The sequence below is a fragment of the Longimonas haloalkaliphila genome (assembly GCF_055379825.1).
In genome coordinates, this window is the sequence record NZ_AP043948.1 from 2,937,961 (window position 1) to 2,962,602 (window position 24,642).

16 protein-coding genes and 1 tRNA gene are annotated in these 24,642 nt (G+C 57.6%); 7 read left to right on the plus strand and 10 right to left on the minus strand.

Features of this window, described 5'->3' with window-relative positions; translation table 11 throughout:
- Window positions 1–310: 310 nt before the first annotated feature.
- Window positions 311–1,528, minus strand: coding sequence for a patatin-like phospholipase family protein (locus tag ACZ48V_RS11485; protein ID WP_464539277.1), 1,218 nt, complete (start codon window positions 1,526–1,528; stop codon window positions 311–313).
- Between the two features lie 235 nt (window positions 1,529–1,763).
- Between ACZ48V_RS11485 and ACZ48V_RS11490 the strand changes: the two genes are divergently transcribed.
- Window positions 1,764–2,687, plus strand: a complete 924-nt coding sequence (locus tag ACZ48V_RS11490) for an alkaline phosphatase family protein (protein WP_464539279.1) — start codon at window positions 1,764–1,766, stop codon at window positions 2,685–2,687.
- A 56-nt stretch (window positions 2,688–2,743) separates the two neighbouring features.
- On the opposite strand, the gene ACZ48V_RS11495 is transcribed toward ACZ48V_RS11490, so the two are convergent.
- A complete protein-coding gene (locus ACZ48V_RS11495; protein ID WP_464539281.1) occupies window positions 2,744–4,990 on the minus strand; it encodes a S46 family peptidase in 2,247 nt (748 codons plus the stop codon).
- Window positions 4,991–5,750: 760 nt separating this feature from the next.
- Here ACZ48V_RS11495 and ACZ48V_RS11500 point away from each other — a divergent pair.
- A tRNA-Leu gene (locus ACZ48V_RS11500) sits at window positions 5,751–5,834 on the plus strand.
- A 235-nt stretch (window positions 5,835–6,069) separates the two neighbouring features.
- Here the strand turns inward: ACZ48V_RS11500 and ACZ48V_RS11505 are convergent.
- Both ACZ48V_RS11505 and porD read right to left on the minus strand, forming a co-directional pair.
- On the minus strand, window positions 6,070–6,276 hold the full coding sequence (locus tag ACZ48V_RS11505) for a type II toxin-antitoxin system Phd/YefM family antitoxin (protein WP_353563894.1): 207 nt from the start codon (window positions 6,274–6,276) through the stop codon (window positions 6,070–6,072).
- A gap of 242 nt (window positions 6,277–6,518) precedes the next feature.
- Entirely contained in the window at window positions 6,519–7,418 is a 900-nt protein-coding gene (porD, locus tag ACZ48V_RS11510) for a type IX secretion system protein PorD (RefSeq protein ID WP_464539283.1), read from the minus strand.
- 158 nt (window positions 7,419–7,576) lie between these two features.
- Between porD and ACZ48V_RS11515 the strand changes: the two genes are divergently transcribed.
- The 3 genes from ACZ48V_RS11515 to ACZ48V_RS11525 all read left to right on the plus strand — a co-directional run bounded on the left by ACZ48V_RS11515 (window position 7,577) and on the right by ACZ48V_RS11525 (window position 11,465).
- Complete coding sequence (locus tag ACZ48V_RS11515) at window positions 7,577–8,425, plus strand: hypothetical protein (RefSeq protein ID WP_464539285.1); 849 nt, start codon at window positions 7,577–7,579, stop codon at window positions 8,423–8,425.
- Between the two features lie 295 nt (window positions 8,426–8,720).
- A complete protein-coding gene (locus ACZ48V_RS11520; RefSeq protein ID WP_464539287.1) occupies window positions 8,721–10,829 on the plus strand; it encodes a ComEA family DNA-binding protein in 2,109 nt (702 codons plus the stop codon).
- Between the two features lie 252 nt (window positions 10,830–11,081).
- Window positions 11,082–11,465 (plus strand): response regulator, encoded by a 384-nt coding sequence (locus tag ACZ48V_RS11525; protein WP_464539289.1) that lies wholly within the window; start codon window positions 11,082–11,084, stop codon window positions 11,463–11,465.
- Between the two features lie 65 nt (window positions 11,466–11,530).
- On the opposite strand, the gene ACZ48V_RS11530 is transcribed toward ACZ48V_RS11525, so the two are convergent.
- Complete coding sequence (locus ACZ48V_RS11530) at window positions 11,531–14,479, minus strand: hypothetical protein (protein ID WP_464539291.1); 2,949 nt, start codon at window positions 14,477–14,479, stop codon at window positions 11,531–11,533.
- A gap of 101 nt (window positions 14,480–14,580) precedes the next feature.
- Between ACZ48V_RS11530 and ppk1 the strand changes: the two genes are divergently transcribed.
- Both ppk1 and ACZ48V_RS11540 read left to right on the plus strand, forming a co-directional pair.
- Window positions 14,581–16,758 carry a polyphosphate kinase 1 gene (gene ppk1, locus ACZ48V_RS11535; protein ID WP_464539293.1) on the plus strand — a complete coding sequence of 726 codons (2,178 nt, stop codon included), beginning with the start codon at window positions 14,581–14,583 and terminating at the stop codon, window positions 16,756–16,758.
- A gap of 57 nt (window positions 16,759–16,815) precedes the next feature.
- The gene (locus ACZ48V_RS11540; RefSeq protein WP_464539295.1) at window positions 16,816–17,418 is read left to right on the plus strand and encodes a hypothetical protein; all 603 of its coding nucleotides are present in this window, start codon (window positions 16,816–16,818) and stop codon (window positions 17,416–17,418) included.
- Window positions 17,419–17,466: 48 nt separating this feature from the next.
- On the opposite strand, the gene ACZ48V_RS11545 is transcribed toward ACZ48V_RS11540, so the two are convergent.
- From ACZ48V_RS11545 to ACZ48V_RS11565, 5 genes are all read right to left on the minus strand, one after another.
- The gene (locus ACZ48V_RS11545; RefSeq protein WP_464539297.1) at window positions 17,467–20,565 is read right to left on the minus strand and encodes a PAS domain-containing sensor histidine kinase; all 3,099 of its coding nucleotides are present in this window, start codon (window positions 20,563–20,565) and stop codon (window positions 17,467–17,469) included.
- 838 nt (window positions 20,566–21,403) lie between these two features.
- Entirely contained in the window at window positions 21,404–21,943 is a 540-nt protein-coding gene (locus tag ACZ48V_RS11550) for a protoglobin domain-containing protein (protein ID WP_464539299.1), read from the minus strand.
- 54 nt (window positions 21,944–21,997) lie between these two features.
- Window positions 21,998–22,504: a GTP-binding protein gene (locus tag ACZ48V_RS11555; protein ID WP_464539301.1), complete on the minus strand. Its 507-nt coding sequence runs from the start codon at window positions 22,502–22,504 to the stop codon at window positions 21,998–22,000.
- 163 nt (window positions 22,505–22,667) lie between these two features.
- Window positions 22,668–23,051 carry a roadblock/LC7 domain-containing protein gene (locus ACZ48V_RS11560; RefSeq protein WP_464539303.1) on the minus strand — a complete coding sequence of 128 codons (384 nt, stop codon included), beginning with the start codon at window positions 23,049–23,051 and terminating at the stop codon, window positions 22,668–22,670.
- A 556-nt stretch (window positions 23,052–23,607) separates the two neighbouring features.
- The gene (locus ACZ48V_RS11565) at window positions 23,608–24,639 is read right to left on the minus strand and encodes a DUF2157 domain-containing protein (RefSeq protein ID WP_464539305.1); all 1,032 of its coding nucleotides are present in this window, start codon (window positions 24,637–24,639) and stop codon (window positions 23,608–23,610) included.
- Window positions 24,640–24,642 lie beyond the last annotated feature (3 nt).

Consider the following 24,642-nt stretch of genomic DNA (forward strand, 5'->3'; position numbering starts at 1 on the left):
GGTTTCTCCCCCTTTTCCAAGGGGGAGATGTCGGCAGACAGAGGGGGTTTCAGCGGACTGTGATGAAGTAGCCTACGTGACAATCACTTACCATTGAACCGCTACCTGATTTCTTAATTTGGGCTCCGAGCGGCGGCGCTGGACTGGGGCCGAAGGTCATGCCCCTGGTGCAAATTGCCCCCGATGTCGACCCGTAGCCCCGGCTACGAATCTCCATCGTGGTCCAATTTTCGCCTCAGCGGCGCTCGCTCTCGCCTGCAAACCAAAACCCAAACAGGCTCTTAAACGCGTTCTCCGAAGATGCCTTTCCTTAAGGCGCAATAAAAGACGCGATCTGGTCATGCTTGCGACGCGCGTCATGATATCCGATCTCTAAGACACGTTCTATGTACCCCCGTGCAAAAAGCAACACGCTCATCCAATCTGCATTGCGCAACTCGCCTGTTCCCATGCCCCCGGCCAGATATCGGATGGTCGCCGGCAGCGCATCAACGTATTCGTGGGCAAATGCGCTCAAGTTCACCGACGGACGAATTTGGAGCAGGTCGATGACTCGCTCTGTGACTCCCTCTGCCTGCCCGTTTCGGGCGGCCTTGCCAGACACAAGACGATTAATCCGACGCAGGTTCTCGGCATCTTGCTCCAAGGCATCTGTAAACACTGCGTTTACGAGCACACCCATGATCTGTGCAAGCGGCGGATGGCCCTGAACCGATGGCTGAGCAGCTTCTTGCTGACTCGGCTTGTACCGATTTGCAATTACCATAATACGTGTAGCCCCAAGATGCACAGCCGGCGCCAGCGGGGCCATCAGGCGCACGCCTCCGTCACCGTACCACGCATCGCCGATGCGCACCGGCGGAAAGACCAGCGGCAGCGCCGTCGATGCCATAATGTGATCGACCGTAAGCTGCGTCTGGCGCCCCACCCGGTCTGGGCGCTCCCACTCGTCGAAGTCACATCCTTGCACCCACGTTACGGTCTGGCCAGTGGTATAACTCGTTGTTACAACCGCCGCGCCCTTTAGCCACCCTGTACGTACGTTGTGTGCAATACCCTGCAGCCTGTTGTTGTGCGTAGCCATCTCCCGACTCAGAAATGTGCGTAACGGACTCGGGTCGAGTACGCCGCGCTGCGGGGCGCCGTGTGTGGTGCGTGCCGCTGATCTGCGATCGGTCAAGAACTGGCGCATCACAGCAGGAACCGTGTTTACATCGAACACTCGGTCTGCCGAGAGGCGCTTCCAGTTACGTACGAGGCTCTGGGTCGCCTGTGGAAACGTGCCGACATGGTTGGCCAGATGCGTCGTATTGATCGCCCCCGCCGACACACCCGTCAAAATGGAAAAACGAAATGACGGAAACGCCTCAGCCATGTAGTGAAGCACGCCTGCCTGATACGCCGCCCGCGCTCCGCCTCCCCCTAATACCAGCGCCACATCAGGTGCACGGCCTGAAGCGCCCTCCTCTCCAGCGCCCAATGTGCGCGTTAACGGTTCAGGCAAAATACGGTGGTACCAGCGTTCCATAGTATGGTCTATGCTTTATGCCCTGTGCTTTTGAACGGTCTGCAGCCGGATTGCCCGCCGAAACGCCTTATAGCTTTATTGCAGCAAGAGTTTATTGCAGCAAGAGGCGGCTCGTAACACCCTTGCATTAAACGCTTCCTGTTGCATAGGCCGCTGCATCTTGCCTGCAGGTTACGCATACTGAAAACGTGTGTTATTTCACTCTGCTTGCACTCGCCAACCACGTTCCTCGATCATGCCCAAGCTGAGGTCTCCCGAACGCGTTCTCTTCTTGTTTGTCGATGGCATTGGTCTGGGCCCGAATGTACCGTCTAACCCGTTGGCAAATATAGGCCCCCACTGGGCGCACCTGGCACGGAATGCGTCCTGGACGCGCGACACGCCCCCGGTCAGCCGCACCAATCATCTCTTTCGCGGGCTCGATGCCACCCTTCATGTAGATGGGCTGCCGCAGAGCGGCACCGGCCAGGCGTCGCTGTTTAGCGGAATCAACTGTGCAAAACGAGCCGGGCGCCACTTTGGCCCCTTTCCTCACTCCTCATCCAAGCCCGTGCTGGCTTCGCATAGCCTCTTTCAGCGCGTGCAGCCGCACCTTGCACCAGCCGACTGCGCCTTTGCCAATGCCTACCCGCCCGTATTCTTTGAGCGCCGCGCCGCACGCGATCGGTGGACCGTCACTACGCTGTGCAGCAAACAGGCCAATGTGCGCCTTCGTTCTACGAGCGACCTGCGTGCAGGGCATGCCCTTTCAGCCGATATTGTCGGCTCGGCCTGGCTTGAGAAGCTCAATATTGCCATCCCACAGCTCTCACCCGCGCAAGCGGGTCGCCAGCTGTACGCGCTCATGCAGCAGCACCGGCTTACGCTGTACGAGTACTACGAAACCGACAAAGCCGGACACGGGCGGTCGACCCTCAGTCCAGCAACCATTCTGAACCGTCTGGATGCGCTGGTTGGCGGCATTCTTGAGTCGTTTTCGCCCCAGCGCGACCTGCTCCTGCTCTGCAGCGACCACGGCAATCTTGAGGTGCCGACCCAGAAGCCGCACACGCACAATCCCGTTCCGTTTGTGGCTTACGGATGCGGAGCGCAGGCTTTTCAATCGGCTACGTCACTCATCGATGTAACCCCTGCCCTCTGTACACTGCTCACGTCTTAGCTGCGGGCACCTCTCTCCGCACAGCTAACTGTCGCGGCGTGTACAGGGGTTCTTCGTTAGCGCCCCGCAGCAACGTCTTGCATGCGCCCGTTAACCAGCTCATCGACCAGGCCATCTGCATTGTAGACACGCCGTAGGGCTTCGATAATGCCTCGGCTGTCTACGGCAATGGCACGAGCCTGCTCATCGCGGTATAGAAAACGATTGGGCAGCGCCTCGTAGTTGCTATCAAAGACTACTCCAACCAGCTCCAGACGGTCGTTGACCAGTGGCGACCCGGAGCTTCCGCCGGCAATGTCGGCGGTCGACACAAGGTTGAGCGCTGTGTTGCGCAGTGTGCTATCGGCCTCGTGCACCATCCAGCGCTCCGGAAGCTGCCACGCGCTGCCCTCTCTATCAGCAGCCCGGTCGTACATGCCGCCGAAGGTAGTATAGGGCTCGATAGCAGTCGTGTCAACCTGGTAGCCCCGTACACGTCCATCGCTCACACGCAGCGTTGCGTTTGCATCGGGAGCAATGCGGTCGCTGCCGAAGATAATAAGACGTGCTTCATTCAGACGCGCATTGATCGACTGCTCAGAAGCATTGAAATCCTGAATCTGCTCTACTACGCTAAAGTAGAGGGGGGCCAGCGCTTCCACCAGCTGTACCGAAGGGTCGTTGCTGTCTCGATAGCCTCGGTCAAAGAGGCGACTGGCGCCTTCTTGCGTGCCGAGCCGGCTCTCTTCGACCAGCATCTCGGCCCACTGCAAGGGCGTGCGCTCTTCAAAGATACGCTGCATGGTCGGATCGCTGCCTCCGTAGCTCTCCCGAATCTCTTGCAGGCGCTGGGTAATCGCGACCTGCTCTACCTCGGCCGGCCAATCCTCAATCTGATCTGCCTCGCGGCGCGCTTCAACGATCTCATTGGAAGTGCCTCGCCGCCCGCCAAGCTGATCCATGTAGTATCCGTACATGGCTCGTGTGATGATGCGCGAACCCACGCGGGTGTTCGCGAAGCCGTTGAACGCCCGAGCCCGGCGGTTCAGCGAGGAGCGGGCCCCCTGGAGCTGGTCCATGTCGCGCGTGAGCCCACTGTAATGCTGCCGCAACGAGTCGACCGATCGGATGGAGTCTTGCAGCGCACGCTCGTTGGCTGTGCGACGCGCAATGAAGTAGGGATCGCCGAGTCCTTCAAGCTGGCCCTGCAGGCTCTTCTGCGAGTTTTTCAGCGAAACCAGTGTGTTGCCCAGTTGAGGCCAGTCGCCTGGACTGTTCTCTTCGAAGAAGGCTTCCATCGCTTCGATGCGCGGCTCCAGGAAACGCAGCTGGTCGGGGATGTTGAAATCGCGCTGGTATTTCATCTGACTTACCGTGGTAAGGCGGCTCGTGCTTCCAGGAGTTCCAACCGCAAAGACTGCCATACCGGCTTCGCTGCCTGTGGTGTGGCTCCATTCGAAGTAGCGCTCAGGGGTGACCGGCTCATCTTCGTCGTACACCCGGTAGAACGCAACGTCGAGGTTATACCGGGAATAGGTGAAGTTGTCTGTATCCCCACCGAAGAAACCGACCTGCTGCTCAGGTGCCATAACCAAGCGTACGTCGGTGTAACGGCGATATGTATACGCTTTGTAGCGAGCACCTTCATAGAGCGCCTCGACCGATACGCGCAGGTTCTCATCGCGCTCTTGAGCCTGCTCGTTCAATTCACGTTCGAGCGAGCTTACCCGCTCACGCCGCACAAATGAGCGCAGCGTACGGGCGCCGCGATAGATGCGGTCGGTCACCTCTTCAAACTCGACAAGTTGATCAACGAACAGATCGGGGGTTTCGCGCTCCTCACTCAGCGAGCCCGCTACAAATCCGCTTTCCCCGAGCGCCTCTCCCTCTTCAGAGACGGCCGTAATGTGCTCCCGTGCGCAGTGGTGGTTGGTCACCAGCAGACCGGTGTTCGACACGAACCCGCCCGAGCAGGTATCGCTGAACCGCAGCGATGCCAGTTGCATGTGCGAGAGCCAATCGTCGGAGGCGTCGACCCCGTATGCATCGTCGAGGTAGGACTGCGGAACGGCGTTGATCGCCCACATCTTGCCAAGATCAAAGGGACGCACCCGCACGGTGTCGTAGCCAGCAGGCATCTCGGTAAGCGACTGAGACGGCATGCGCGCCTGCACATCAGGCCCCTCTTCAGTTGACGCGGGCCGCTCAACAACAGGCACCGTGTCGCGGGGTGCCGAGCATCCAGACGCTACAGCGATAAGGAAGCTTACAGCAATAAGCGCAGTTACTCCTTGCGAAAAACGGGAAGTAGGTAGACCGTTCATAGGGTACACGTAAGCGTCGGGAATAGGAAGAAGCAGGTGCGAACTCGCCGTCTGAAGAAGAGCCGAAAGGGACGTGCACTCCCATCCAACAAGTACGCTGTGCACACGGTTAGAAATCGAGGGCTTACGGCAGTCCAGCAGAGCCACTGACAGCCCAGATTGAGAAGTTAAAGTTGGCTCTTACAGAACAAGTATACCCACCATGCGGCACATCGTTTTATGTCTCTTGTTGATCCGCGCTTCTGTGCCCGCTCGCGTCCATTTCTTGTGGCCAGGATCTCGTGGCAAAACGCCCTGTTTTCAGGCACCTTGTTTTCAGGGATGTACCTATTGATGTGTCAACCCTGAATGGTGTGGTGTGAAAGGACCTCGCTCTCTAACGGATGTCATGTTGAGCAAGCAAAGAGATCCCAGGACTCGAATCACGTCGAAACATCTCCCCGGCGTTCAGCAGATGCGGCGGGACAGGGACCCTGCCAACCTTGGGGGAGATCTTCATTCACTACGTTTACCTATCCCGGACCTGATCCAGGATCTCACTTCGCTTGTGTCAGGGTTAGGATCAAGATGACAGCATGTGAGAGGAGTACGTTGCTACCCCATGATTAACGCGTGAAAGGACAGTAAGTGAGATCAACAATGAGGTTGAATTTTGCCTGTTTGCCTCCTCTTCGCACAACGGGCCGCCACTTTTAGACATATGTGAAGTTCACCAAATGAGGAACCCCCCAATTCTAAAAACAATATAGAGCATCTGCTTGCGAAAGTGGCGGAATTGGTAGACGCGCGAGGTTTAGGACCTCGTGCCCGTTAGGGCGTGGGGGTTCGAGTCCCCCCTTTCGCACTCTGTACACTGCGTATCGGATGGATATCTGATATCGGTCGTATATCGGCCACACAAACAAAAAAGCAAAGAGGCCAAGTGAAGCGTTAACGCTTCTTGGTCTCTTTGCTTTTTTATTTAACTCATATGCTTGCAGCACAAAGCTACACAGTTTATACTCCTTTTATCTCATCATGAGATAAAGACAGTTTCTTTTGTCTTACAGAGCACTGCTCTGCACTGCATGGACGCTGCGCTACTTCAGCTCTCGCAGTTCGTCTATGCCGAGCTTCTTCTTGATCTTACGGTAGGTCTCCCAGTCAATCAGAACCGCATAAGGATCGTTATTTTTCTGGATGAGCACCCCGTTCTGGGTTTTACGGACATGCTCAATCAGCTCAGACGTCTCTGAGCGCAGCTCGGTGATTGTTGCAATGGCGTCAACGCCTTCAGTGTTATACATGGGTAGTAACCGTCTATGAAAGAATCTATTGGGCTCTCAAGCTACACGCGAGTTCGATGCACCGCCATGAACGTAGCAGTTCATCAGCACAACGAGAGAAGAGACCAACACTACTTTTGCGTGTATCTGTGTGACGAAATCATACTACGATAGTTACCACCTATACAGTTTTTTAAAGCAATAAAGCAACTTGTCAACTGGTACGTTATTCTCAGACATCTGTTCACTACATGTTCACTTGTTTAATTAAGCAGATCGTTGTAGGTCGATGAGTGCGACGGATCTATCTGTGTGAGTAGAGCACGTGCCTGCTGACGCTGGCTTCCCCCTCTAAATACCGCACCGAGCTCCTGGTACTTCGATGAGAAAAAATGGTCGAAGACATAGGTGCGTCCAAGGCGATCGTCCATCTCTGCGACCTCTTGCAGGAGATCAAGTGCCGTAGCCTGCGCAGCCTCAGGATCTTCGGTGTAACGGTCGAGCACTTCGTAATGGTACCGGAAGATGATCCCACGAAAGTCGCGATGCCGATCGCTAAGCAACGCCTCAATAAAGTCAGATCGATTCCGGTCCGATCCAAACGAATCCCACCCGGTGCTGCTGGGGTCGGAGCGCGCCCGGTCGGATATGCTTCGGCTCTGTTCCAGGTAGGACGTTCCGCCATGCTCTGCGAACGTGTCGAAGTCCATCCCCAGAATGAGAAAGGCGTAGAAATCAAGCACGGAAGCGAGCGGATCGTACCGGTTTAGGTTATGCACAAGGCTCTCCCCCCGGCTGTAGCTGAACGTCCATTCAGGGTCGTTCAGGCGCAGCACGGGCGTCGACTGGGCCGTTCCGTATACAGGACGGCGAGACGAGACAACAACCCGGGCCCGGTATGTGCCGGTAGACGGTTCGTCCTGGATGATAACCTGCAAGCGGCAGCCAATACGCTCGCTGCTCTGCACCCGATGAGACGTCCACGACCGACGATTTAGGTAGTCGGCCATGCGCGATTCGAGCTCGTCGAGCGCTGAGCGATCCGTGCCTGCGATCTGGGAATAGTCTACCTGGACGCGGCAGTCGAGCTCCTGGGCACCCGCAGGCTGTATCAGTGCACTGCTTCCGATCGCAAGAACGACCGTGAGTATCGTGAGGGACATGCTTGGGGGCAGCACGCCCCGTATCCGCCTGCCCCAGTCGCATGCGCACGTCCCAATCCAGGTCAGCGCTCTTTTGGCAGCACGTCTACGTAATGTTTTCATAAAAACACGTGTCATATTAAGTAGAAACACCACCTCATACAGACCCTGCTTTCCTCATGAGGAATACGTTTTTGTGGTGCACGCTGCGCATTACTGTCTGGCTTTTTGTCTCGGTTTTTTTGATGCCTGTTGAGGGACACTGCCAATCTCTGTTTGACCTGCGGGGTTCCACGCAGAGTACGGGGCTGGCACACGCCACAACGGCCCGAACGGGACTTTCAGGAATGCACGTGAACCCGGCATCGTGGGCCGCTATTGAGGCGCGGCAAGCGGCTGTCTACGTGGGGCAGATGTACGGGATGCCTGAGCTACGCCATGGTGCGGTTAGTCTGCACTGGCCCACGTCGTTTGCCCACCTGAGCGGGGGCAGCAGTACGTTTGGGTTTGAGGACTATCGTGAAACCTACCTGTCGTTGGGGGCTGCGCGGCTTGTGCCCCTCGGGGCAATGCAGTCTCTCCATCTGGGAGCGACCGTGCGGTACTATCATGTGGATGTTGGGCCTTTCGGCAATGCCCAGGCGGCCGGGGTCCACCTGGGTGCCATCATGCAGGTGCTTCCTCTCGTCTATGTGGGCGTGCACGCAACCAACGTGAATCAGCCGCAGTGGACCGATGACACCCCGCTGCCACGCACGCTGAGTGCAGGTGCTGCCTACGACGTGTCGGACGCGATCGACTTGAGTGCGGACTTCTTCAAAGATCTTGACTTCCCGCTGCGCTTTCGTGCCGGTCTTGAAGCGGCGCTTCTTCCAACCCTAACGCTGCGGGGCGGACTGCAGACGGCTCCTGCTGAATTTGCTGCCGGGGTTGAGGTGGGATACGGGCCGCTCCGCGCCGGGCTCGCGGCTGAGCAACACTGGGAGCTGGGGTGGTCGCCTGCGGCCGATCTGCGTGTCGTCTGGTAGAGCTCGGTGCTGGTGGCACTACGCTGAGAACCTGTTTTGATTTCTTACTTTGGGCTCCGAGCGGCTCCGCTGGGCTGGGGCCGAAGGTTATGCCCCTGGTGCAAATTGTCCCCGATGTCGGCCCGTAGCCTCGGCTACGAACTTCGATCGGGGTCCAATTTACGCCGCAACGGCACTCGCTCCCACCTGCAAACCAAAACCCAAACAGGTTCTGAAAGGGTGCCTACCGGGTCGTTTCCGCTTCTGCTACATCGCGGGAATTATAATGAGGGAGATTTAACATAGGGGTGCAATTATGAGTAGGCATAACGTGATGCGCGTTCTTCTATCTGTAGCCGGATTCTTTATAGTTGGATTCAGCTATCTCTTTGCTCCTCGAAGCACAGCTGGCTCCTTGACGCACATGGAGCAGTTTGCGCTTCCTTCCGACACAACCGATTCATGGACTGTCGTGCTCCGGTATCTCGGCGACGAGCCCGATGCCGAGTTGCTTGAGCTTTGGCAGCACTGGGCAGAGGCCCCGCTTAACATAAACCAGTCCGCCGCCGACGAGCTGCAGCGTCTTCCCGGGCTTACGTTGCGCCAAGCCCTGCAGATCGTGTCGTATCGGGGTGCGCACGGCCCCTTCGGTCATGTCGACTCGCTTGTGCAGGTGCCAACTGTATCGCCCGAGACGCTTCTCCTGGTTCGCCCGTTTGTACACGTGCCTGCCCACGAACCTCTTACGACTGACGTGCCTGCGTGGTGGCGGGCGGACTGGCAGGGCCGCATGTTGCTGCGCACGGGACGCCGCATTGAACGGGCCCGTGGATATACGGGGAAGACCCAGGTTCCGTATCTGGGCTCCCCCTACCGATCGGTAGCGCGGGTACGGGCCTGGAATCCACATCTTGACGTAGGCTTTACGGCCGATAAGCGTGCCGGCGAGCCGCTGCTGTGGGATCCGGAGCGCCAGCAGTATGGCGCTGACCATCTCATCGGCTACTTGCACCTTCGCAACCGGGGGCGGCTCCGGCAGGTGGTGGCCGGCAGCTACCAGGTGGCCTTTGGGCATGGCCTGGCACTGTGGACGGGCCCGCGCTTCTCCTCCGTATACGCCCCTCCGGGCACGCTAACGCGGCAAGGCAGCGGAATACGTCCGTATCGGGGCACCAGTCCGCACACCTACTTTCGAGGAGCTGGTGCTTCGGTACGTGTTGCCCGCTCGCTGGAGGCGACCGCATTTGCCTCGCACCGGCGCCGGGATGCGACGCTGGATACGCTGCACCATAGCAAAGCGGTGGTGGCCCGATCGCTACGCACGGGTTCCTTACGACGCACCGACACAGAGCGGCAGTACCGTCGCCTCTTGCCCGCAACACATGTGGGGGGGCACCTGCAGTGGCGGCATCGTCGCCTTCATGTTGGCATGCTGGGCCTGTATGCGCGCTTCGGGCATCCGATAGTGCCCCCTGCGCGCCCCGACACGCGCTACGCGTTTGCCGGGCGCTGGACGACCCACTGGGGACTGGCCGCCCAGTACAGCACGACGCGCAACGTAGTTCTCTTTGGCGAAACAGCACGTACTGGTCCCCGAGGCGCTGCTACCGTTCTCGGCATGCATGCACCCGTGGGGCGGGATGGCTCGATCGGACTTCGGGGGCATGCTGCAAATCGCTTCTACGACCCGCTCGACCTGGGTGGACTTGACGGACGCTCTATTGCCGGCGAACGAGGTATTACAGCCCGGCTTGCACTCCCTGTGCATCCCCACTGGACCCTCTACGGAACGGTGCAGCAAACCTATGTGCGCATTCCCCAGTTTCGGACGACACGCCCCGTGGTTGCTACGCGCACCGCAGCATCCGTTCATTACATTCCCAGCCGCCACTTCGACCTTCGTGTGCAGGGGCAATGGCGTACCGGAGATATCCGTGAATCCGTTACCCATCCGTACGGACCTACCGTGCCGGTGCATGGGCGCCGCACGCAGCACAACCTTCGCTTGCACATGCAGTATTCGGCTACGCCCGATCTCCGATTTTCTGTACGCACTGCGGCCACCCGTGTGGAGCTCCCCAATCAGTCAGAAACGGGTACGCTGCTCTGGGTTGAAACCGACTATGCTCCACATCGCCGCGTCAGTACGAATACGCGGTGGACCCTCTTCGATACCGAGGGGTTCGAAAGCCGCCTCTTCGCGTACGAGCCCGATCTACAGTACGGGTTTAGCATCCCCGCCCTTTTCGATCAAGGGCAGCGTGCCCATGCCCTGGTGCGTCTCGAGCTATCTCATGCCCTCCGCTTAGAGACCCGCTACAGCGTATCTGCTTTCACCACGCGCGACGTTATCGGACAGGGGCGCGACACCATCAACAGTCACCGCGTGCGAGACTGGCGCGTCCAACTGCGCTGGGCTTTATAATGGATCCACACATCGCAGTCGATTCACACATTCTATTTTTCTGTCTCCCCACGTCTCTTCTACGCCTCCAGGGGAACTTAGTGCTTTTCTGATGCATGGGTGCGTCACTGTACCGCAATGCAGCAACTTTTTTGTTCATGCCCTTTACTTGCTGGGGGCAGACACCTATACTACTATGCAGTATCATATCTAAAGGCCTCGGTTCTGCCTATCCATCCCGCCGCCCACATTCCGCCATCAGATGATGCCGCTATGACCGATACTCCCACATCGGTACTGATCGTTGAAGACAATGCTGAGACGCAGCTGTTACTTGAGCATATTCTGCACACGAGGTACCACACGACCATCGTTTCTTCTGTGGATGAAGCGCTGCAAGCGTGCCTCAACCACGTGTTTGACCTGCTCATCCTTGACATTAATCTTGGTGAGGAGCGTACCGGGACCGATCTCCTCCACACGCTACGTGCCACGCCTTACGAGGTATCAGCGCCGGCTATGGCTCTTACCGCATATGCGATGCCCGGCGATCAGCAGCGATTCGAAGACGAGGGGTTCGCCTCTTATGTTAGCAAGCCTTTCGTACAGAAAGACCTGACCGAAGCTATTGACCGGTGTCTCAAGGCGTCAACGTAAGTCCCAGGTCGCGTGCATTGAGCACGCTCCAGCCACACAGTACAACTTATCTACCAAAACAACCGCTACCGAAACACGCCCGCCCAGTCGCTCTGGGGGATACGATACGTTGCCCCTACGCGCAGGTCAACTGCTATATTGTAGAAAAGACGCGTGCGCATCCCCACGCCAACCGTGACACTTGACAGCGTGTCGACGGCGCCATCCCAGTCAAACAGCGCCTGCGCACTGCTGTACAGATATCCTGCTTCCAGATAGACAGGAAGCAGGGTGCTCCCCCAATCCGGATACCAGACAGGCTGCGTAAGGTCCAAATCAAACCGCGTATAAATGCCTTCAGGAAGCAGCGCGTTGCTGTATCCGCGCGGCACAAACAGATCCAGGTCGAAGATCGCGGCGCGGTTCTGCGCCAGCGTGCTCATTCCCAGCCGAATGCCGGTATTCATGCGGTCAAAACCTGGGACATAGAGGCTGTTGCCTACCTGCAGTGCCTGTCCGGCACTCACGCCGTCGGTCCAGACATCAAGGAAAGGGCTCACCGCAATGACCCACCCCGTGCGGGGAACCAGGTCGCGCGTGTTCTGCTGCAGACGATACGCGTATACCAGGCTCGGGCGCAGCGTAACGCGGCTTCGCAGAGGCTGCTCTTCGATGAAGTCAGCAAAGAGACGGGTCTGTCGCAACTCGCTACGCCACCGCAGCTGCAGCTGCGACCGGTAGACGTTCGAGCGCAGCACAATGGGCTGTTGCAGCGTCATTTCGATGCCGCGCTCCTCAGCGCCAATGCGGCGCGACACCGCCCCGCCTGAATCTGTCTGCACCTGGCCACGCACTGTAAACGGGCGCCGATACAGCCCGATGCCTGGCTGTCCCCACAGCCGACTTGTCTGTACACGAGCTTCCCCCCAGAGGCGTCCGGCCTGGTAATACGCTTCCGCCTGATAGGCCCACTGCTGAAGCGGATCGGCGCCTCCTATGCCAAGCCCCACGCCCAGCCCGAGCGTGGTACCGGGCACCCGGTTTGCCTCTAACTCCTCGCTCTCAATTCGGATCGTAGGATATGCAATGCGCGGGCGTAGATATGAGCGGCTCCGGTACGAACGATCTTCGATCTGCGCGTACGGGTCCTGTGCTCCGTCTGCCTCAGCCCCGCTGCTCTCGGTCTGCTCATGCCTGGCGTCGGGGTGCGTGTGCCAGTGGCCGCCCTCCCATACGTCCCATTCGTCGGACGCGAAGGGCACCGTTACCAGGTCGTGGCGCTCATGGGCATGCCGCACGTAGGCAACACGCTCGCCACCGGGCGAAAGGGCCGGCTCCAGCGCCCCGTACGGTTCGTTGGTAGCCTGTCGCACCGTCTCAGAAACCAGGTCGATCGCGAACACATTGGGGACGCCTGTGGGATCGGCACTTACAAACAGTGTAGCTGCATCGGGCCCCCAGCTCACGTCGTAGATGACCGCGTCTTCAAATGCAAATAGGGGCGTTACACGCAGCCGGGCCGCATCGCGGTCGTGATGCACCGTGTATAGCATCTGCACACCGCCTCGGTTAAGCAGTGCTACGGTTCGGTCTGCTGTGGGATGCGTGGCGAGCTGCTGGATGCGCGTGTATGGCGGCAGTGGTGCTGTAAGCGCCTCGTGCCTGTGGGGAAGTCCGCGCAGCGCAAGCCGGTGCTCGGGGCCGTCGATCTCAGCCGCCCAGAAAGAGCCGTCGGGGCGAGGCGATGGCGCCAGAAGACGTGCCTGTTTGGTCGCTCGCACAATGTACCCCGTCCCAAGATCTACCGTCTCAACATCGGCAATGGCCTGCCGAGGTACCGTGGCTGCCTGTTCGTACCGGCTCATCCATACGGACTGGCTGTCGGGGGCAAGGTGCATGTGGTAGTCGTCTGTAATCTGGTACGCGGCAACCCGGTTGGACTGCCCGGTGGGTACATGCACCGTGTACAATCCGGGCACATCGCTATACCCGGAGCGATGCACCACCAGCGTGTCAGGATGTGTCCAGAGCGGACGGCGATGATTGCGTCCTTCGCGCGGGGTAACCACCGGGTTGGCATCAGTGAGTGGGCCGAGCGATGCGAGGCGCTCCTCTTCGCGCGCCTGCTCCGCTTCCACGAGTTGGCCCGACATACGCAGCGGGGGGGTCTGCATCCCATACCACAGCGCCGGACCGTACCCTAACAGCGGAAAGCGATGGTACCATGCCAGCGTGCGGTGGAAGAACGCATACGGATCGTCTTCATCGGCCTGTTCAACCAGGTAGCGAAAGAGCTGGCCGCCTCCAATGTAGTGCCGATCGAAGGGCTGCGTGTAGCGCGGCGCATAGAGCGAGCGCGAGAGCCGCCAGGGTGTATCGCTTCCGAGCGCGGCGCGATACGGCATGAGCGCCGCCGGCAGCCCGAGGCGTCCGGCCCCATCGTATCCGTAACTCTCACGATACACAGCAACGCCCTCGACCCATCCACGCGGCACACCCAGGTTCAAGGCGCGCTCAATGTCTGGGGCAAACGTACCGAGGATCGCCCCCACGCCGAATCCTGCTGCGTATTCCGCGTGCAGCGCATGCGTCAGCTCATGCGGCACGACCACGTCGAACCACGATGCGTAGCGAGCCGTGAGCGCCTGGTTGCGAATGCTGGGGATCTCGATCTCCTGCTTGAACGGAAACGGACGGACAAACCCATTCGAGCGGTCGTTGTAGGCATTGAGCACCACCGGCATTCGGCGCTGTGGGCGTGCATCCCCCATGATCTCATGCGTAGTGTGCTCGCTTTCGTGCAGGATGCGGGCCACCCGCTCGGCCGACGCCCGGTGGCCTGCCTGATAGATAAGATCGTACCCTTCAATCGGAAGCACCCGGTAAGCTACCGAATCGGGGCGGTTTTCTACGCTGTACCCCCCCGATACGCGCCCCGTTTGCTGGCTGAAGCTATCAAGAGGAATACAAAGCAGCAGCGCAGCGGACAAGAGTACGCATGGAAAAGTGCGCCGCGCCAGCAGTTTAGGCAGCATAACGAAAAAACTAACTACAGAGAGGAACCTTGTGTGCGAACGACCCGCTTCATTTGCTTGACAAGGTACAAACCTGTCTCCTTAATGTGAACCCCGAGCACATGCCCACACAGTCCAATTCCGAAGGACGTTCATTTCCCCCTTCTGTTGCCGTACGGTCCGTTTCTTCTGACGCATCTATCGACGACCCACGGCTTTTCTTTAACCGAGAGCTGAGTACCCTTGACTTCAACCAGCGCGTGCTGCACCAGGCACTTGACGATCGCATTCCCCTGCTGGAGCGGGTGTTCTTCTGCGCAATCACGGGCAGCAACCTCGACGAGTTCTTTCGCAAGCGCGTAGGCGGGCTAAAGCGCCAGCAGGCCGCGGGCGTCTCTTCGCTGTCGCCCGACGGGCGTACGCCAGAGGAGCAACTCGCGCTTATCTACGACGCGGCCCAGCGGCTCTACGAGCGCATGAGCACATGCTGGGAGGAGACGCTGCGCCCCCAGCTGCGCACAAAAGCCGATGTGCACGTGCGCGCCTACAAAACCCTTAGCGCGAGCGAACAGCGCTATATCGACTCTTACTTTGATACACACATCTTTCCGGTCCTCACCCCTCTTGCTGTTGATCCCGGACACCCGTTCCCGTTCCTCTCCAATTTAAGCCTGTCGCTGGCTATTAGCCTACACGACCCCGGCCACAACGCGCAGCGCTTTGCTCGCCTTAAGGTACCCGACAACCAGCCCCGCTGGGTGCAGCTGCCCGATACGCACCAGTATGTGCCGCTGGAGCAGATCATCGCCCACAACGCTCAGGCGTTGTTCAAGGGCATGGAGGTGCGCGGTGTAAACGCCTTCCGCGTAACGCGCAACGCCGACATCCGGCGTGATGAAGAGGAAGCCAACGACCTCCTGAAGCTCATCTCGGAGGAACTCCGTGAGCGGCGCTTTGCCCCGGTTGTGCGCCTGGAGGTACAGCGCGACATGCCCGACGACATGCGGCGCTTCCTGATGAAGGAGCTATCGCTGCAGGACGATGATCTCTACACGGCCCCCTCGCTTCTCGGACATGCCGACCTGATGGCGCTGAGTAGCATCGATCTGCCCGAGCATCACTACACGCCGTGGACGTCCGTTACGCCTCAGCGCCTGCGCCAACCCACTCATACCTCGCTGCTCGACGACGCCGGCCCCACCTCGGGCGGCGATATCTTCAGTACCATCAGAGAGGCCGACGTGCTAGTGCACCATCCGTATGAGTCGTTTGATACGAGCGTACAGCGTTTCGTGGAGGCTGCTGCCGACGACCCTGATGTGCTGGCGATCAAGCAAACGCTCTACCGCACCTCCGACGACTCGCCTATCGTGGCCGCACTTGTACGCGCTGCTGAACAGGGCAAGCAGGTCGCTGTGCTCGTTGAGGTAAAAGCCCGTTTCGATGAAGCAAACAACATCGAATGGGGACGCACGCTTGAGGAGTCGGGCGTGCATGTTGCATATGGACTGGTGGGCCTCAAAACCCATGCAAAGGTTACGCTGGTCGTGCGGGAAGAGGGGGATGCGCTGCGTCTATATTGCCACATTGGTACCGGCAACTACAACGCCAAGACAGCCCGTCTGTATACGGACCTGGGACTGTTCACCTGTGCTCCTGATATCGGCGAGGATGTGATGAACTTGTTTCACTACCTTACAGGCTATGCTCCCGATCAGTCATACAACGACCTGCTGGTTGCGCCGCACGCCATGCGCAGCCGCTTTGTTGCTCTGATCGACCAAGAAATTGCCCATCAGAAGGCGCATGGTACCGGGCACATCATTGCCAAGATGAACGCGCTCAACGACGCCGATATGATCACCAAGCTATATGAAGCTTCGCAAGCCGGCGTGCAGGTCGACCTTATCGTTCGCGGGCACTGCCGGCTACGTCCGGGGCTCGACGGCATCAGCGAGAACATCCGTGTGGTCAGTATCCTCGACCGCTTTCTCGAACACACGCGCATCTATTACTTTGCCAACAACGACGCGCCCCGCGTTTTCATAGGAAGCGCCGACTGGATGACCCGCAACCTGAACCGCCGGGTGGAAGCTATCACCGAGATTCATGACGCTGCGTTAAGCGAGCGTGTCACGCGCATCCTTGACTATGCCCTGAGTGACCAGTATGCTGCATGGGAGCTACACGATGATGGCCGCTACGTCCAGCGCGTGCCCGATGACGATACCCCCCGTGCCACATCCGCCTTACAGTGGCGCCTTATGCATAAAGCGAAACAGACAGGACCTCAGGCATAGCCCCTGCTACTCAGGCACAGCCTGGTTGCTTTCTCCTCACCGGAACCTCTACTCGATATGGATCGCACCCTTGAGCTGCGCTGGTTTGCCAACGAAGATGCGCCCCCCGACGGCCTTCACGACTGGTTTGACACCCTTGGCGATGCCAGTCAGAAAGAACGGAGCGACGTATACCTGCTGACCGCAGCCCCGGCCTGTAACGTGAAGTGGCGAAGCGGCAAGATTCAGACAAAGCGGCGTGTACATGCCCCTAATTCGGCAGTGACGCCCACCGGATATACAGGATGTCAGGAGTGCTGGCACAAATGGAGCTTTAAAACCGACGATGCCCCCCCTGAACGAGACGCCAACCTGTGGGTCCCCATGCAGAAAGTGCGTCACCAGGTCACAAAGTCGCTTCCAAATGACATCGTGATCAAGATTGAACTGACACGTGTGGAGGCTTGCAACGAGACGGCCTGGAGCGTGTGCATCGAGGCCGAAAGCACGTCTCCCACCCAGCCGCTGGCCGACGCTTTAGGACATGCCAAGTATCTGTGGATGAGCGACCTGCCCGCCGGTCTTCCTTTTTCGGAAGACACTTCCATGGGATATGCCTCCTGGCTCCACGAGGTGGCCGACCACCCATTTGAAGCAGCCCCTTCGCCCACAGACGCGTAGCTATGCGTCTCTGATATATTGCTGATTGTTGCGCTGCCGGCGTCTTACCTATTCTGATTCGTCTGGCAGCCCGTGCTCCAAGGGCGGCAGAAAAACTGCAATGCGGGTGCCATAGCCACGCGTCGACTCAACTTCAATCGACCCACCCAGCAGGTCAACCAGCTTCTTCACAATAGCGAGGCCCAGTCCACTGCCCTCGTACACGCGAGCGATACCTTCAGACTCCTGTGTGAAGGCCTTGAACATTCGCTTCTGGAAGTCTGCCTCCATCCCGACTCCTGTATCGGTTACTTCTAACATGACAGCCTGTGCCCCTTTCACCACATCAACTTGCACGGTCCCTCCTGAGTCAGTAAACTTGATTGCGTTGCAGATAAGATTATATGCGATACGCTGTAGCGCTCCCTCATCTCCCACCACACGGACTACGTCGGGGCGACACCGAACGGACACCTGAACGTCTTTAGACGTTGCGTATGGCACTCGCTCATGTGCAATGTCGTGGACCAATGCCCCGAAGTCGACGGACTCCATGTCCATTTCGCGCCGATCGGCCTCCAGCTTAGAGAGGCGAAGCACTGAGTCAAGCGTCGTAAGGAGCCGCTGTGCGCTCTGACTCACGTGGCTTGCGAAGCGAGCTGTCTCCCCCTTCGTTTCTTCTTCGAGCACCTCAGAGAAGCCGATGATTGATGTGAGCGGCGTGCGAACCTCGTGGCTCATATTTGCGAGCATCGCGCTTTTGAGTCGTGCAGCCGCCTCGGCTTCGTGCTTCGCCCGCTTCAGTGCCTGCTCCGCTTGCACCCGGTCTGTGATGTCAGTAATTGTTGTCACGTTATATGTCTCGCTCTTCAGTTCAACGCGCCCTGCTGTGGCTAACACATCGCGGGTCGTTCCGTCCTTTCGTTGTATATTCCATTGCTCGCTTGTTGGCGTGTCGATACCCGCAATAACGCGGTTATGCGCTGCCAGAGCGGCATCTACCTCGTCCTCATTAACCATTCTCGTAAAGCGCGTACCAACCAGTTCCTCGTCGCTCCAGCCGAAGATCTCTGTATACTTCGGATTTACGCGTACATAGCGTCCTGAACTGTCAATTACACAGATGCCCACCCCGGCTGTTTGTACGATGGCGTCCAGCATCTGCTGCATTTCGCGAAGCGTCTGCGCCTGCTCGCGCTCCTTAGTAATATCGGATACCGTGAACACCGCTCCAGTAAACAGGTCTTGCTCATCCAGCAGCGGCGCCCCATTTATAGAGAGCACTCTGCGCCTGCCGTCGGGCCACACGATTGCGTGTCGCACGTCGTAGACGGGCTGATGTGTACGCCGTACCTGCTCAAACGGCAATTGCTCTTCTGGGAACGGTCCCCCGTCGGGTGCTTCTATCTGCCAGTCCGGATCGTTGTATGCGCGTCCATGCAGATGACTTTTCGAAAGCCCCAGCACCTCTTCAGCCCGTTTGTTTGCTTCCCTGATTTGTCCGTCAGTCTCCAATATCGTAATGGCAGCAGCGCTCGTGTTAAACACGCGTTCGAGCAGGTCGCGCTCTTTTCGAAGCTCTCGCTCTGCCTCTCGCTGCTTCGTAATATCTCGCACGATCGTTTGTGCAGCCCGCATTCCGTTATACGTGATTGGCACCGACCGCGCCTCAATAATTCGCCTTTTCCCATTAAGTCCGCAAATGACATGCTCGTGTGGTTCGGTGGTATAGCCAGATTCATAGACGCGCTGAATACGCGCTTCAACATCTGTATGCACGGTTTTGTCAGCGATAAAGTGAACGAGAGGCATGTCGACAATCGCACTCGCGTTCGGTGCCTCAAGCAGCTCTACACCTGCTGGATTCACATATTTGATGCCCCCTTTAACACTGACCAGAATAGGGTCAGGGTGGGATTCAACAAGACGTTCCCACCGTTCGGCACCACGCTGCAGCGCCTGTTCAGCCTCATATTTGTCTGTAGCATTCGCTGCCATGCCAACGAGCCCAACAACATCATCCTGCTCGTTACGAATCGGCGAGTACCATATCTCAAAGACGGCATCTTCTATATGGATAAGATTGCGCACATTGCTGCCACTAAGCGCTTGGTTTACGCCAGACAGAACATCGGGCCGATCGGCATAGAGGTCGAATACCGACTGTCCAACGACCTCTCCAGGTTGCAAGCCAAGCACGGACAGATCGCTTCCTTCGGAAAGCAAAAACGTTCCGTCGGCATCAATAGCAAAGACGACAGGTTGTGCATTCTCAACGAGTGTGCGAAAGAGCTGCTGCTGCCGTTTCAAGGCCTGCTCAATGCGCTGCTGCTCAGTTATATCCGCGACAACACCGTCAAAGTACTGAATTTCACCTTCGGTATCCCACTCTACCGTACTGCTGATGCGCGCCGTAAAGATCGTCCCATCGCGGCGTTTCAGATCCACGACGAACCGGTTGAGTCCTCCGCGCTCCTGCTCCACCTTAAGCAGTTGCTCTCGCTCATCAGGGTCTGCATAGAGCGCATCGGGCGTCAGGGCTTTTATTTGGCTGAGCGAGTCATACCCCAGCACATTGACAAATGCCTCGTTTGCATATACAATACCGGCCTCTGGGGTGCTTCGGTAAAGCCCATCCCGCATGTTAGCCGCCACTTTACGTAAGTGATTTTCGACCTGTGTGTGCTGGATCGCCTCATAGCGACGGTCTAATTCGGTTGCAACGAAAGCCGACATATCGCATAGCAATTCCTTCGCAGAGGCCCCCCAATCGCCGTCCTTCTCCCCCTCAAGGGGTTCGGCGCCAGCAACTTCAATAAGGCCCACCGGTCCTGCATCTCCCCATTCAATAGCTATCGACTGCCAGGACTGCTCAAAACCTGCATTGGCACACGACGATGCGACCACCGTCTGATCTTGCTCTATAATGCGTCGTGCCAGCGGAGCCTGTGCTATAGGGATGCGGACTGGGGTCCGTGCTTCAGGGACGTCGGCAACCGTACACAGGTCGCTCCCATTGCGCAGTCGGATACGTGCCCTGGATGTGCCGAAGAGACGGGCCGCAGTACGCGCAATACGCTCCATCGAAGCATCAGGCGTGTGTCCCAGTGCGCCTTCTTTCCATAGAAGATCAATACGTTCGGTGTTCTCAGATGAACCGGAGAGCATGACGTTTTTGTTGGCCCAGACGAGCAGGAATCGACTCAGGGAAACGCTGACGGTGCTTCATAACAGGCGCATTCAGATTGTAGAGGCTCTTTCGAGCCCTCGCAATCCTGTCTTAGAGCCTGTTTGGGTTTTGGTTTGAAGGCGAGAACAAGCGCCGATAGTGCGAAAAGGACACTACGGTAGAGGTTCGTGGCCGGGGCTGCGGGCCGACACGGGGGTGCAGCCTGACTAACATCAGTATACCGGCGGATCTTTTGCACCAGGGGTATGACCTTTGGCCCCAGCCCATCGGAACCGCTCACAGCCCAAAACAAGAAATAGGTAGCGGCTCAATGGTAAGTGATTGCCATGTTAGGTTACTTCATCACGGTTCGCTGAAACCCCCTCTGTCTTCGACATCTCCCCCTTGGATAAGAGGGAGAAACCCGTAGGGAGAGGGGTTTCGACTGATAGGAGACTCCGGTGGCCAATTGCTTGATCACTTAGCGTCTATCCACTGCCAAGAAATAAAAGCAGGTTCTTAACGCCTACATCCACCGTAGATGCACCTACCAAGAAACCGCGCTACCGGTACTTCGTGCGGGCCGTCGAAATATTCACCCCGAAGGATGTCCCCAGTGAATGACTCGATTACTCGGCGGCAGGTCATTGCTATGCACCTGCTTTATGCATGCCTATTATGTACGTGATTCTGGTATAATGTGCAACCGGGACGGCATGAAAAGTCATGCCGCCCCGGTTATTCCAGGATCAGTAATTGAGAACGTTCAGGCTGTGCCTATAGCACAGACCATTGGCATACTGCTGTTGCGCTTCTGCCCAATGTTATCCGACATTTCTACCCCATGAGCAGGCGGCGCGCAAGGCGCTCTCCACCGACCAGTTCCGAGAGGTGCTTAAGCTGGTTATCTTCATACGCCTGATAGAAGACAGCTACGTCGAGAGCCATTATCTTTTTGAAAGCTTCCTTGGCTGCCTCTGGGGTATCACTCTGAGCAGTGACGATCTCACCGTGCTTTCCAACGACATCCATCATCGCGATTGGATACCGCACCGGCAGTCCAATCTTAACGTGGATGTGCCCGATCTTCAGGCGATCCTGGACGTAATCGGCTCCATAATCGCCGCCAAAGAGCTCGACAAACCAGTCGCCAATCATGCTGTGCAGGCGGTCCATAGATTGCCCTTCAAAGTACTCTTTCGTGTTTTCGTGGTCGAAGAGCCGGTCGTAAAAGTCATCGGTCATCGGACGCGCCTGCTCACGCGCAGCATCCTCCAGCGCCGTCAGCTGACTCACGTCCTCGTCAGACACCCCCATTAGCGCAGAGAGCTCTTCAGCGACTTCTTCGTTTTTGACCGACCAACTGGAGCGTTCCATATTTGCTTGCATAACATTAAGTCTATTGGTGTATGATAACGATGGTTACGTGCGCTACGCCACCTGCTCAATAAGCTTGTCGACGAGCACCCGTCCGTCTTCTGAATCGCGGGCGTCCACATCTCCCATCCAGGCGACACGTCGTGTGAAGGGTGCCGTGCGTACCTGGTCTACGTGGTTAGGCGACACGTCTGTGTGAGTAACGCCGACTACGATTGGAGCGCTCTCCCCATCCGGAAGCAGGGTTTTGAGAAGTGCCTCAGTCTCTGAAACTGCTGATTCGTTTGAGGCATCAATCAGCAGCACGACCCCGTCTACCCCCTCGCCAAGCACGTCCCACATGTAACTGAACCGCTCTTGCCCCGGCGTACCAAAAAGACGTACAGCCTGTCCGCCTACGGTTGTGCTTCCATAGTCAAGCCCAACCGTTGTATGGGACTTACCTTCTGTTTCCTTGCTTTCAACGTCGGTGTTAACCGGCTCTATATCGGAGAGCGAGGCAACGAATGTCGTTTTTCCTGATCCTACGGCTCCGGTAACGAGAATCTTAAGTGCATACATATATGCGAGCGGATATTAGCAGATATTAGAGGAGTGATGACGGAGCCCATTTGGCTACGATCGAAGAGGCCGCATGCTACGCAGCATAGCCACACAGCACGGCTGCGAAGCACGGCTACGTAGGCAGGCTGCCTACAAGAGCTCCGTTGCCGTACAACTGTTGCTATGCAACTACCGCTTTAAGTGCTTTTTGAGCGGCTCCAACCTGCTCACGTGCTTTAATGTTAATGAGCGCAATGTTAGACCCGGCCTCTGCAACGACGGCAAGCGCCCCGCGGTCGCCGACGAGGTAGAGCTGCACCAGGCGCTTCGATGCGGAGATGGATGTTTCATTCAGGTCGCCTGCATCTAACGTAGCAGCCATGCGGCGGCTTACGCCCATAGTTGTTGCAACCATAGCAGCAATACGCTCGGCATCTTCGGCGTCGCTTAACGTGTGGGCCACCAGAAATCCGTCAGCAGAAGCGATGAGGCTACCCTCAATCTGACCTGTCAACGAATTATCCAGCTCACGCAAAATAGATTGTAGTTCCCCAGAAGTATCCATGTCAGTAATTGTTTTGGAGTAAAGAGCCTTCAACAACAGCGCAAAAGACACATACAGTTTAGCCTGATCACAAGACCGCGACAGTGTCCTGCCCTATAAGACAAGTTTGTTGCATCAGTTGCGATGTACACAAGAAGCAAGCCGCGTCTGCTCCTGTAAAGAGGAGACAGGAATAAGTGCATCGCTTAATTCCAGCATATGTGGCCGTGCGCCAGCTTTCCTGCCAGGTTCGGCCTGTACCGTTCTGCGTCTTTCACCGACCCTGCGCCTCCGAGAAGCGCCTGGTACGCTGGCACACACCTTTGCACTCTCCTAAAACACCTTTTACAGAAAGGCCGTCGGCATGGATGGATGCGTGCCGCATGGCGCTCCGGTGCGTGCGGGTCATGCCCTATACACGGGTGGACACGGGTAGAAAAGTGACGTGGCTGTAAATAAGACGTCTCCCAGAAGGATGAATCCCACTGTTTCGCGAAAGCCAGCTATCAACGTGTACGCTACGCATCCCCCAGTAACTGCCAGAGCGTAGCCGTTTAGCCATGGCCTACATTATACATTACATGGGGAGCCACTTCTGGATGTGTTCGTAGATTGCCTTCTCGTTGCGCTGCCACCACACGCCGAGAGCAACGATGCCGAGACCTATGAACGTGAGTGCAAACGGAAACCAGATGCTGTCGCGGAAGATATCGCGCGCAAGATAGAAGAGATAGCCGGCAAGACCTAACGCACCGAGAATGGTAAACACGCGCCGCTGCACAGATACGCCCGCAACCATAAACACCACGCTCATCACAGCATACCAGAGCAAAGCCCAATCCGTCGCGATGGCTGTGATAGTGAGGCTCCCCCACACCGACAGTGCCCCTACCGTGTACAGCCAGAATGCAAAGTCGCGTTTGTATCGCTGTCGGTCTATCCACAGAGCAACCATGAGCAGCAGGGCCCCTGCGCCGATGGCTACGCTCCGATAGAGTGCATCAGACGGTACATCGCCCGATGCGAGGTAAGGGGTCAGATTCATCATGATGTACCATGCCACGACGACAAGCGGCATAGTCAGAAACGGAAGCCGGTAGCGCGCAAGTAGCACTCCTCCTACAATCAGCGTTGCCGACTGCAGCATGAGTCCACGCCCGTCGAACCCGGTAAGCCACGTCCGGTACGTCTCGTCTTCCGGCCACATCCCGAGCTCCAGTTGAATACCGTATACGGCGATCGGCGTTAGTACGACGACAAATGCCGAGAGGAGTCCGGCAGGTGTGTGTAGGTGGCCCCGGTAGAGGCGCTCTGTCGCCCAAAGTCCCCCTACGGCATAGATGAACGCGATGCCCGACAGCGCACCTCCTCCAAACTGCTCCCAGCCCAGCGTCATGAACACCGTCATGGCCCCGATGGCAATGAGCCCGCCTATATAGTACAGCAGGTGGGCGCCTTTTGACTGCGATTCTCGTTCCGCAGGCTCCGGTGGATCGTTCTCGCCATCTATCTGCTGTGCGTTTGCAAACGCACGCAGCGCGGTGGCTTGCTCGTCTGTGATAATGCCTTCGCGGGCGGCAGCGTCGAGCCAGTCGTTGGAACGGTTCATAGC